Source organism: Gemmatimonadaceae bacterium, assembly GCA_019752115.1.
GTDB lineage: Bacteria > Gemmatimonadota > Gemmatimonadetes > Gemmatimonadales > Gemmatimonadaceae > Gemmatimonas.
The window spans coordinates 1-11,610 of sequence record JAIEMN010000055.1 but is presented as its reverse complement, the minus strand read 5'-3'; the positions used below and the strand labels follow the sequence as shown (position 1 = coordinate 11,610).

Below are 11,610 nucleotides of genomic sequence, written 5' to 3'. Positions count from 1 at the left end.
GGAGCCGCCCCTCACCCCGGCAGACCTGTCGCGTTTTCGCTTGCCAGGAGTGTCGAATATTCAGTCGCCATCAACAGCTTGTGCCTTCCGAGTCCTTACGTGACGCAATTGCGAACGGTGCATCGCGCGCGGAACTCCGCTCGCTCAGCCGTGCCGACACGCGCCAAACCCTGCGTGAGGATGGCATCGCCAAGGTGCGTGCCGGACTCACCACGCCCGACGAGGTGCAGCGTGTCATCGCACAGTGAGCGCAGCGGCTTTACGCTACTGGAGCTCCTCGTGGTCATCGCGATCATCGCGATTCTCGCGTCGTTCATCGCTCCCTCGATCTTCAGGAACGTGTCCGACGCGAAGTCCACCACGGCGCGCTCGCAGATCGAGACCTTTACGCTCGCTCTCAACGCCTTTCGTCTCGACAACGATCGATTCCCCACCAGTGACGAGGGTTTGCAGGCCCTCCGTGCTCGGCCTGTCTCTCTCGATGAACAATCGACCTGGAAGGGGCCATACCTCACCAAGGACATTCGCCCGGATCCCTGGGGCCGACCGTACGTCTACCGCTCGCCCGGTGACGTGGAAGCGGGCTCGTTCGACCTGTATTCGCTCGGACGGGATGGTCGTATCGGGGGCGACGGGGAGGATGCCGACATCACGTCGTGGGGCGGAGCGGTGCCGCCATGACGAGCGGCGAACTGGCGGGCGGACTGCGGCTTCTCGCGCAGCTGTGTCGCTCGGGGATGCCTACGGGTCGTGTACTACAGGTCTTCCCGGAACTGGCTCCGCCCGCGTGGCGCCCCGTCGCTGCGCGTATGCGGCAGCTTGCCGAACAGGGCGTTCCTGTTTCGGATGCTCTCGCGGCGTCGACGCCGAATGTCCCGACATTCGTGCTGGCGCTGCTGCGCGCCGGTGAGCGTGGTATCGGTCTCCCGCTCGCGTTTGAGCGCGCGGCGCAAGAGGCCGAACGGGTGCAACAGCAACGGGAGGCGATTCAGCAGAGCCTCGCGTATCCGATACTGCTGTTGGTCGCGGCGGTGTCGTGCGTTGCGCTCATTGTCTTTGTCGTGCTCCCGCGGTTCCGTGAGGTCCTCAGCGGTCTCGGACAGGACCTGCCACTCGTCGCGGCGCTCCTTCTGTCGAGCATGGATCACGTCAACGTTTCGATTGCTGCGCTGCTTTTTCTGGCCGCTACGATAGGCTGCCTACTCTACGTGTATCGCGCATCACCCGAACGTCAGCGACAATTGGCGAAGGGTCTCCTGGCGATACCGGGGCTCGGAGGGATCGTGCATCGACTGGCGACGGCGCGATACTGCACGGTCATTGCGGCGCTGCTCGAGCTCAAGACACCCGCCGCGACCGCCATGGCCATTGCCAGTCCCACGCTCGGAAATCCAGAGCTGGAGTGGCGAGCGGCCGCTGCCCGCGAGGATGTGCTGAACGGGGCCCGAATCAGTCACGCGCTCGCCGCTCGCGTGGTGGTGGCTCCCGGGTACGAGGCACTGCTGCGCGTCGGTGAAGCCTCCAGCGCGTTCGCATCGGCGCTGCACCACGTCGCCGATGTCGCCTATACCGACGCCAGTGCTCGCACGCGCGCGCTGGTGCGCATCATCGAACCCGCGCTTGTCGTCGCGATCGCCGTATTCGTCGCAGCGGTTGCCATGGTCTTGCTGCAGACCGTGTACTCCGTACGACCCGCGGGCGTATGAGAATCGGATTCTCGACCTTGGAGCTGCTGGTCGTACTGACCCTGCTGGCGGCGCTCGCACTCCTCAGTACGCCGGCGTTTCGTCGGAACAACGATCCTCACCTCGACCGCGGCGAATCGGCTCAGACACTCTGCGCCACGGCGGCGGTCGCGAAGCGCATGGCGCGCCGCGAGTGGCGGACGGAACGCACCATACATCGCGAGAGCTGCTATCCGGATGGACTCCTGATTCGAGACTCGATGCCATGGTAAGGCGACGCACATCGAACCGCGCTGCTGCGGCTCGTCGTCCCGGGATCGTCCTGCTGGAAGCCATGGTCGCCCTCGCGCTCATCGGACTCGTCGGCCTCTCCTTTGTCACCGCACTGGTCGATGCCGAGCGCAACGTGGATCAGGGGGCCCGCGCGGAGCGCGAGCTAGTCGCCGCCGCAGCACTGATGGACGCCGCCATGCTGTGGTCGCGCGAAGAGCTGGACATGCGGCTCGGTTCGCGCACCCAGGGCCCGTGGCGGCTCACGATTCAACGCGCGAGTCCGACGCTGTACGCCCTGACGCTGACCGACTCGCTTGGCCGACGGACGTTGCTGCAGAGCGCCGTCCTCCGCACGGAGAGCGCGCCGTGAGTGGGAAGCGAAGCGGCTTTACTCTTCTGGAGGTGATCATCGCGGTTGCCATGACGGCGACCGTGTCATTGCTCGCGACCGCCATGGTCAGCGCCGTGTCCACGTCGCGCGAGCAGTTGGCCCGAGTGACTCAACGCGATGGCCAGATCATGCTCGCCCGGTGGCGGTGGCGCGAACTGGCCTGGCAGGCGGACCCGTATCCCATCCGGGCCGAAGCGGGGCGCCCATTCGACGGGACGCCTCGACGGGTCACGTTTTGGTCGTGGTGTCGAGGTGCCGATGACACCGAGTCACCCTGCTTCGTGGCGGCGGCCATACTCGTTCAGCCGGCCGGTGCATCACTCGCCCTGACCGCGGGTGGACGGTCCGATCAGTTTCCCCTACTCGGACCGGCGCCAACCTTCCGATTTCTCGACGATGATATCTCGCCGCCGCGGTGGATCGAATCATGGGTCGAGTCGCGACGGTATCCACGAGGTATCGCGATCGTGTCAGCGGCGGAGACGACCGTGGTTCGCATGCGAGAGACCGCACGATGAGACGGGGCGCCGCGCTACTGGTGGTACTCGTCGCGCTCACGAGCTTGTCGGTGATTGCCGTCGCGGCTCGTCAGCTGGCGGCGAGCGCACTCTCGCAGTCTGCGAATCGACAGTTTCTGGTGCGCGCGCAATTTCAGGCGGAAGGATGCGCGGCGGCGTTGATCAGCGCCACGCAGGCGCGGCTGGGCGCCGCTGCGACCACGGACCAACAGGATGCCGTTTGGGCGACGCTCGCTGATTCGATACCCCCTGTCACGACGTCACCGTGTCTGCATTCCATCCGACCGCTCGGCGACCAGGTCGACGTGAACGGAGCGGATACGATGGCGCTGCGAAGCGCACTGATCGACATGGCTGGATCGGACGCCGATCGCCTGTACGACCTGCTCATGGACTGGCGTGACCGGGACGGCGATGTTCGACCCGGCGGGCGGGAGCGTCCAGGATACCAGTCGCTTGGGCTGTGGGGACCGGCAGACGGCCGCATCGCCTCGCTCGAGCAACTCTTGGACATTCCGGAGTTCGCCCCGTACCGGCGACTGCTCCCGGCCTACGTGGGAGTCGATGATGCCCCGTTGTGGACGGGGCGGACGTCTGCCGTGCTCTCCCAGCGAACCGTCGCCCTGAGTCACCAAGAGCGGCTCCCGGTCGGATGGGAGGTTGTCTTTGCAATTCCGGCACCGGTAGGTGCGCTATGCGCGGCAGTTCGGTTCCGTGTGGTTCGGGACGGAGCCCATGTAGTCGTCGCTCGTCGACTCGTTCGCACGGTCGAGCAACATCGGAAGGCGACCGAGCAGGAGATCCCATGCGGTTGATGTTCACCCACGCGTGGCGATCGCAACGGCGTTCGCAGGCTGATGTGGTGGTGATCGAAGGTAATGCCCTCCGTTGCCTTCGAGCGTCTGGTTGGGAAGAACACGCGCTGGATCAGTCGCTGTCGATCGAGGTCCATGACGGCGAGGCGTGGCTGTCCCGCGCGCAAGCGATCGTGAAGGGGACATTCGCCGATCCAGCGTCGCGACGACGTTTGATCGTCTGCCTGGGGCGACCATTTGCCGTGATGAAGCGCATTCCTATCACGCCGGGTGACGCGCTCGCTGAGGTGAGCCGGCGCGTGCGCGAGGCACCTGAACGCTACTTCATAGGACTGGGAGAGCAGGCGCGGACGGCGAACGCTGCATGGGCGCCGAACGGCGATACCTGGATCGCGGGCTTTCGGGGCGAAGCCGTGGACATGGCGCGCCGACTTGGTCAGGCATGTGGCTACACGAACACGCTCGTTGTTCCCCTGCGCCCGCCGACTTGGTCTCCCGAGGGCCAAGTCGACCGATCGAATGACCTGGACTTCTCCGTTCCCGTCGTGACATTGAACGACAAGGGGACACCACTCTTCGTAGCCCCGTCGCCCATCGGCAAATCCGATCATCCCGCCATAAGCATGGCGAGGCGCTCGGCGTTGGCCGCCGCCTGCGTCGTCGCCGGATACCTCGGAAGCGTGGGGATCGCGCGTCTGTCGGATGAATGATTGTTGCGTCGGGAAGCAGAGACGCTCACTAGGCTGCAGCGGCTGGCCGCGCAGGTGGATGAGCAGGCGGCCGAGGTGGGGCAGGCGCGCGCGTTCTATGGGAGTGGGCCAATGCTTCCACCCCTCAATGACCTGGCGCGGGTGCTCGGCGACGTGGGAGAGCTTCAGTCTCTGGATTTGACCGACTCAACGTTCCGCCTCTCCGTTGCCGGCGAGCACGCCACTGACCTTCCGGAGCGCCTACGCGGGCTCGCATGGGTGCGTGATGCGCAGTTTGCCGGTGCCATCACGCATGAGCCAGGCTCCTCGGTCGAGCGCGCCACGATTATCGGCCGCCGAGTGTCATCGGTTCGCGACGGGGGAAGACGATGATTCATGCCAACGCCGTTGACCCGACAGTGAACCCCAGGCGCGGCTCCCGTACCCTTCGTGGTGGACTGCCTCTGCTCGTCGTGTTGATGGTCGTACGTCTCTTCGGCACCGCCGAATGGTTGGTCGCTCCCGCGACGGCCGTCACTGAGGGGCAAAGCGCCAAAGTGGCGAGCGCACGAGCCTTGCTGCGCGACTCTTCGAGCGTTCTCAGCGCCAGTCGCGCAACCGCGCGCGCCGCGGCGACGCTACATCGGGAGCGGATTCCCGGCACATCCATGCAGGCCAGCGAGGCGTTGGTGCAGCGGGTGTCGGACGCCGCGCTCGAGAACAACCTCGATCTCCTCGCGGTATCGACGCTTGATCCGCGCCGCGTAAAGAATACTGTGCCCGTTACCGAGATCGGCGTACAGGTCGACGCGCGCGGGAGCTTGGAGGCCGTCAGCTCGTGGTTACTGGCGTGCGAAGGGAACGCTCCGCACCTCCGAATCCGCTCGCTCAGTCTACATCGAGAGGGATCGGGCGACCCAGGGACCGTGCGGGTCTCGGCGAGGGTTTTCGCATTGCGCGCGGCGACAAGCTACGCGTCGAGGGCCGGCCTATGAACGCCCGCATTCAAGCTCTACCGGTCGTGTGGCAGTCGCTCGCCGCGGTGCTGCTGCTGCTGACGGGGGCCGGCGCGCACCGACTTCGCATCGGCGAATCTGACTCGGCCGTCGCTTCCGATCGCCGATGGACGCAGGCCGCGACGCGAGCGCTCGATCTCCACATCGATGAGGCGTCGCAGCTCGAGTCCCAGGCCGACTCGCTTGGCGCGTCAAGTGTATTCGGGGCGCCCGTAGAGACTGCGTCCCCCGCGCCTGAGGCGGCGGCTCCAACACCAGACTCACCCCGATCACTGACTCTGCGAGGTGTTCTTGGCGGTCCGCCCTGGCTCGCGATTGTTGCGGGCATACCCGGTCGCACCGAGTCGCGAGTTGTCGCTGAAGGCGATACGGTGGGCGGAGGGCGCGTGCTCTCGGTCCGCGCCAATGAGGTACGCATCCGACGAGCGGATCGCGTGGATACGCTTCGGTTCACGTCGGATTGGAGGAACTAATGCATCAGCGTCCGTATCGAATCGCGCTGCTCGCCGGCGCCGCGTTCGTGTGGGGCACGCCTGCGCGTCCCGAGTCGCCCGGCGCCGGAAGAGCCGCGGACGGCGACTCGCTGATTCGTGGGCGCGGCGACTCGATCACCGTGCGCATTGTGGATACGGATATCCGCGCGGCCATTCAAGCGATGGCGCGTTGGCTCGACCGACCGGTCGCCTTTGGTGCGCTCCCGTCCGTTCGCGTTACGATTGAGTCGGCGCGCCCCCTCCCGCGCACCCAGCTGCTTCCGCTGCTCCGCAGCACGCTCGAGGCAAATAATCTCGAGCTGCAGAGTGATTCTGCTGCGGGGCTCTACCGGGTGCGCACTCGAGAGCTTCAACGAGCTGCCGGACCGTCTGCCGCTGAGCGTCCGCCGCAGGGAATCGTGAGCGGAGGCATCGAGCTATTCGTGATCCACCTCAAGCACGCCCGCGCTGCCGACGTGGCGGCCGGCGTGAATGCCCTGTACGGACGGGCATCCGCGTTCGGTGAACTCGGGGCGGAGCCACGGAGCATTGGCAACGATGGGGGCATTCGCCCATTGGCGACGCCGAATCGCGGCGCGCCGCCGGGCGTCGCGCCCGCCTCGCTGCCGCCCGTGGCTGCGAGCAGTGCAGGGCCGCCGATGTCCGCGGGCGGAAGCCTTGCGCGGGGGGCCAGTCTCTCCGCGGAGTTGACCATTGTCCCGGACCCCCGGAGCAATGCGCTGTTTGTGCGAGCCACGCGGCAAGATTTCGCGTTGGTCGAAGCGGCCGTGCGGGAGCTCGATGTTCGACCCCTGCAGGTCCTCGTGGAAGTCTTGATCGCCGAGGTGCGGCGCGATCGGAATCTGATCTATGGGATGGACGTCGCCGTGGCGCAGACTGAACTCCCCGGGCGCTCCGGGGGAACCTTGGGCGGAACGGTGTCAGGCGCCTCCGCCTCCGATCTCATCGTGCGGCTGCTCACCTTCCAGACGGGTACGGTCGACATCAACGCGACCCTGAGGGCGGCCGCGTCGCGAGGCGAGGTACGCATTCACAGCCAGCCGGTGCTCATCGCGGCCAACAATGAGTTGGCGGAGATTCTGGTCGGCAGCCAGCGTCCCTTCATTCAGGTGCAGCGGTCGTTGCCGACCGACGCGCCGATTCGCGATCAAGTCGTCCAGTACAAGGATGTGGGAACGCGCTTATCTGTACGGCCCACGATCAGTGCGGACGGGTACGTCATGCTCGCGGTGACGCAAGAGATCAATGCCGCGACGACGGAAACCGCATTCGATGCGCCCGTAATTTCGACACGCAGCGTGCAGACGCAACTGCTGATTCGCGACAAGCAGACGATTGCCTTGGGTGGCCTGACCGATCGCCAGCAGGACCAGTCCCAGAGCGGCGTGCCGGTGCTCTCGTCCATCCCGTGGGTCGGAGGACTCTTTGGTCGGACCACGAGACGGACCAGCGATACGGAGCTCTATGTGTTCTTGACCCCCCGCATCATTCGGGACGACGCGGACGCCGACGCCGTGACGTCTCCCCTGCGCAGTCGCATTCCGCCGGAGGACCGATGAACGGTGCCGTGCACGAATTGCTGGGCCAGAGCCGCGCCATGCACGATGTGCGCGCGCTGGTGCAGCGCGTCGGTCCTGGCGACCTTCCCGTGCTGATCGAAGGAGAGACCGGCGTCGGCAAAGAACTCGTCGCGCGGGCCATCCATCACGTATCGAGACGGCGCGGGCCCCTGGTCCCGTTCAACGTCTGTGCGATTCCCGAGGCCATGTTCGAAGCTACGCTCTTCGGACACACCCGTGGGGCCTTCACTGGAGCGCATGACAGCAGCCGCGGCTTCCTGCAGGAGGCGCACGACGGTACGGCATTCTTCGATGAGATCGGCACACTGAGCCTGGCCAATCAGGGAAAGCTCCTCCGGGCCATCGAAATGCAACAATTTCGACCCGTGGGCGCCAAGCAAGATGTGACCAGCCGATTCCGTGTGGTCGTCGCTACCAATATCCCGTTGGCACAGCTCGTGGCCGAGGGCAGTTTCCGGACGGACTTGGGGTACCGATTGGCTGGAGCCCGAATCGCCGTGCCGCCGCTGCGCGAACGCCGGGAGGATGTGCCGCAGCTGCTCGCCGCGTTCTGGGGGGAGTATCATGGCGGGCCCCTACGACTCGAGGGCGCTGCACATGCTCACCTGCAGCAGTACGATTGGCCCGGCAATGTGCGCGAGCTTCGCTTGCTGGCGCAACGTCTCGCGCTGCTGGCTGACGAGCCGGTGCTCAGCCGCGAGTTGGTCGCCGCTTGTTTGCTCCCCATGCGGCCATCCGCCGCGAGTCCAGCGCAGGTACGCGCCGACGTGCAGACGCACGCCGATAGTGCGGCGGCCTCCGCGTTGGTCTCGTTGCTGGAGCGGCATGAATACGATGTCGCGAACGCGGCGGCATCGATCGGGATCCACCGCTCGACGCTCTATCGGCGGCTGCATGCCGCGGGCTTGAATGTCAACCGACTCGGCCGGCACTCGCGCTTCGATGAGAGGCCGGCGCGGACTGCGACGGCGCCGACGTTCAGCGGCGGACTTGACCCGACCCGATTCATCACCTGAGAGGCCGGACTCACGAAGGGGAACGTCCGCGGATTGCACGGCAACGTGTCGCGTGCTGTCGCGCGACAGTCGCGCCGGGTCGCGCGACATCGTGACGAGCGGATCCTGCACGTAGTTCGCTAATGTGCTGTGGCGTCATGACTTAACGCCTCGTGGTGGAGTGGCCCGCCTTGTGCCAAGCGTTCGGGTGTCTTCCCCTATCCCGAGGGCTGTGAATGATGGCACGTAAGAATCGAGTGAGTGGTGCACGACGGTCGTGGTGGTGCATTGGGACGTCGCTGATTGGACTACTGGTCGCGATGATCACGAGCGCGGCGTCAGCGCACGCACAGTCGGGCACCTTGGTCAAAGTCAAGCCGAATGGCGCGATTACGGTGTTTGGCGCGACCAAGGAAGTCACCGTTGACTTCTGCTACCTCGAGTCACTCAACGGCCCCGGGACGCCCGTCATCAAGGTGAACGGCGTCGATGCGACGAGCAGCTTCTCGTTCTCGTCGGTCACGATCTCGGGGTGTGATGTGGCGGAGCGTGCCACTGGAACGGTCGATGTGCCATCGAGCGTGTACGCCTACTATTACGCGCCGCTCAACAACTACCTGTACGACGATCAGGTGATGCTCTTTGCGCCTGCGGCAGTGCGGGAGCTCAAGGTCGTGCCGACGACGCAGCTGACGACGTTACGACCGGGCGTGAGTGGATCACTTACCTATGAGGTGCGAAATACCGGCGAGAAGACCGACACGGTGAAGGTCCGTGCCACGTGCTCCGGCTCAGGAATCGGGACCTGCACCGTACCAGACAGCACGCTGTACATCAGTGCGGGGAGCTCGGGGACCGCCACAGTGACGGGAACCGCCTCCGGCACCGCTGGCACACAGGCCTATGTGACGCTCCGCGCACTGAGCGCCGATGGAACCACGAAGGACTCGTCGTGGACCGATGTACGGGTGGCGGCGGCGCCCAGCGCCGGCATCAGCGTCGTGAGCGCGACCGACGATCTTGATCGCGGGAGCTGCGTGACGATCGCTGCTGGCGACGCCGCCTCGTCGGAGTGCGGCGACTTGCGACTGGTACATGCGCTCCCTAGCACCACGCGCATGAACCGGACGCGCACGCCCGCGTTGCTCTATAGCAGCAGCACTGCTGCGCCCGCGCCATCGGTAAGCGTCGAGGTTTCAGTCGGGAGTTCACCACCGGATTCTCTGGTCATTTGTCTCACCGTCTCGAGCGTCTCCATGAGCGACTGTCGCTCGGCGGCGGCGCCTTCCGGCTCAAGCGCCAAGCGCTACACGCGGGTCCTTGATGGGTGGACCGCCTCGACGGGGCTCTATCCCTATACCGTGGAAGTCCGCTCGCTCACCGGCGGGTCGAGCTCCAGTCAGTACGCGTACGGTAAGCTCGCGGTGGTCAATCGGGCCGGCAGTCCGTACGGCGCGGGCTGGTGGCTGACCGGCGTCGACCAGGTGGTTGGCAATCCCGCGTCGACGGACACGCTGCTGTGGGTCGGCGCGGACGCCAGTACGCGCGTCTTCACGAGCATCGGTACGAGCGGCGGGATCAAGCGATTCGTCGCCAAGTCGCTCGACCGGCCGGATACGGTGTTCTACAACAGCAGCGCTGGCGACCTCTATCGGCGTCACGTGAAGGATCGGTTCACGACGCACTTCTCCACGTCGACCGGCTTCTACACCAGCACCACGAGCGCGTACGGTACGGTTGTCGACTCGGCGGTCTATACGGGCAGCAGCGGGGCCGCGACCTCGTGGTACATGGGGGCGACGTACGCGCTGTCGTATACGAGCAGCAAGCTCGATAGCGTAGTGGCGCCAAGCGCAGGAAGCACCGCGCGGCGCGTGCGACTGCTTTGGACCGGCAGCAAGGTCGACTCGATCGTCGATCCGGACAACAAGCGAACCCAGTTCGTGTATACGGGCGGCACGAACCGCATTTCGGCGCGCATCGACCGGCGCAATACCCGGAACACCTACGCCTACAACGACACCACGCGCCGAGTGCGGTATGTGGTGGAAGATTCCGGATCCGGGAAGCTCAACCTGGCCACGACGCTGTACGCGGCCGAAGGTCGGGGCGCGTCTCGCGCCGGGGCCGAAGTCGACTCGGTGTACACACTCGTCGATGGCCCGCGGTCGGGCACGATCGACGTCTCCAAGCTGTGGATCAACGCGTACGGTGCCCCCACGCGCATTCGCGATCCGCTCGGCGCCGAAACACAACTGACGTACGACGCCACGTGGCCGATGTTGGTGAAGTCCGTACGGAACCCGATGCGACTGCTGACCGAGTCGTTCTACAACAGCCGCGGCCTTGAAGATTCGACGCGGACGATCGGGTTGCGCACCGGCACCGACACCTCGGTGACCCGCTACACCTGGGACAGCAAGTGGCGTTCCGTGACCGCCACCACGGCGCCGACCGGTGAAGCCACGAGCGCGAGCTACGACGCGACCTACGGACACACCGACTGGCAGCAGACCGGTTCGAGTTCATCGACGCGGGTGACCTATGCCTACAACCTGAGCGGGCTCACCGCGGGCACCGTCAAGACCGTCTCGCGGCCCCCGAGCAGCGCCGTGGACAGCCTGTACTACGATGGCAATGGCAATCTGTCCCGCACGCGCTCTGCCATCGGCTTCGTCTCGCTGGTGTTTCGCGACGGGGCCGGCCGCGATACGCTCGGCATCACGCCGGTGGATAGTGCCACGGGGCGCGATTCCACCAACCTGCTCTCGTCTGGTTCGCGCGCCTACACGCGGTACGATGTCATGGGGCGCGTGAATTTCAGCATGACCAAGGGCGTCGGCGTCACGGACCTCCACAGCATCAGCCATCCGGCGGACTCGCTGTGGGTCACGCATGCGTTCGATGATATCGGTCGCGTAACCGCGACCAAGCGCTTCTACCGGAAGACGGCTGGGGGCGCGATCGATTCGCTGACGACGACCTACGCGTATGACAACGCGAATCGCAAGTATTCCGAGACGCAACCTGGCGCGAGCGCGCGCCAGTGGGCCTTCGATGAAGCGGGCAACGTCATTCAGGAGGTCACGCCGCGGGGGGACAACATTTATGCCACCTACGATGGCGCGAATCGGCTGACGCGGCGGATCGTGCC

General features: G+C 65.7%; 13 protein-coding genes. All 13 read left to right on the top strand.

Annotated elements, in window-relative coordinates; translation table 11 throughout:
- Nucleotides 1-248 (top strand): hypothetical protein (locus K2R93_19730; GenBank protein ID MBY0492082.1); only part of this gene is annotated, 248 nt, incomplete at its 5' end.
- Nucleotides 181-681, top strand: coding sequence for a type II secretion system major pseudopilin GspG (gspG, locus tag K2R93_19725; GenBank protein MBY0492081.1), 501 nt, complete (start codon nt 181-183; stop codon nt 679-681). The genes K2R93_19730 and gspG, both read left to right, overlap by 68 nt.
- The gene (locus tag K2R93_19720) at nt 678-1,706 is read left to right on the top strand and encodes a type II secretion system F family protein (protein MBY0492080.1); all 1,029 of its coding nucleotides are present in this window, start codon (nt 678-680) and stop codon (nt 1,704-1,706) included. The genes gspG and K2R93_19720 overlap by 4 nt, the downstream gene beginning before the upstream one ends.
- A 244-nt stretch (nt 1,707-1,950) precedes the next feature.
- Nucleotides 1,951-2,328, top strand: coding sequence for a hypothetical protein (locus K2R93_19715; protein MBY0492079.1), 378 nt, complete (start codon nt 1,951-1,953; stop codon nt 2,326-2,328).
- Entirely contained in the window at nt 2,325-2,867 is a 543-nt protein-coding gene (locus tag K2R93_19710; protein ID MBY0492078.1) for a type II secretion system GspH family protein, read from the top strand. The genes K2R93_19715 and K2R93_19710 overlap by 4 nt, the downstream gene beginning before the upstream one ends.
- Nucleotides 2,868-2,917: 50 nt before the next feature.
- The gene (locus K2R93_19705) at nt 2,918-3,682 is read left to right on the top strand and encodes a general secretion pathway protein GspK (protein ID MBY0492077.1); all 765 of its coding nucleotides are present in this window, start codon (nt 2,918-2,920) and stop codon (nt 3,680-3,682) included.
- Entirely contained in the window at nt 3,673-4,392 is a 720-nt protein-coding gene (locus K2R93_19700) for a hypothetical protein (GenBank protein MBY0492076.1), read from the top strand. Before K2R93_19705 ends, K2R93_19700 begins: the two co-directional genes overlap by 10 nt.
- A gap of 111 nt (nt 4,393-4,503) precedes the next feature.
- On the top strand, nt 4,504-4,764 hold the full coding sequence (locus tag K2R93_19695; GenBank protein MBY0492075.1) for a hypothetical protein: 261 nt from the start codon (nt 4,504-4,506) through the stop codon (nt 4,762-4,764).
- A complete protein-coding gene (locus K2R93_19690; protein MBY0492074.1) occupies nt 4,761-5,366 on the top strand; it encodes a type II secretion system protein M in 606 nt (201 codons plus the stop codon). The genes K2R93_19695 and K2R93_19690 overlap by 4 nt, the downstream gene beginning before the upstream one ends.
- Nucleotides 5,363-5,860 (top strand): hypothetical protein, encoded by a 498-nt coding sequence (locus K2R93_19685; GenBank protein MBY0492073.1) that lies wholly within the window; start codon nt 5,363-5,365, stop codon nt 5,858-5,860. Before K2R93_19690 ends, K2R93_19685 begins: the two co-directional genes overlap by 4 nt.
- Nucleotides 5,860-7,440, top strand: coding sequence for a hypothetical protein (locus tag K2R93_19680; protein MBY0492072.1), 1,581 nt, complete (start codon nt 5,860-5,862; stop codon nt 7,438-7,440). The genes K2R93_19685 and K2R93_19680 overlap by 1 nt, the downstream gene beginning before the upstream one ends.
- On the top strand, nt 7,437-8,477 hold the full coding sequence (locus K2R93_19675) for a sigma 54-interacting transcriptional regulator (GenBank protein ID MBY0492071.1): 1,041 nt from the start codon (nt 7,437-7,439) through the stop codon (nt 8,475-8,477). Before K2R93_19680 ends, K2R93_19675 begins: the two co-directional genes overlap by 4 nt.
- A gap of 215 nt (nt 8,478-8,692) precedes the next feature.
- A partial coding sequence (locus K2R93_19670) for a hypothetical protein (protein ID MBY0492070.1) occupies nt 8,693-11,610 on the top strand: 2,918 nt, incomplete at its 3' end.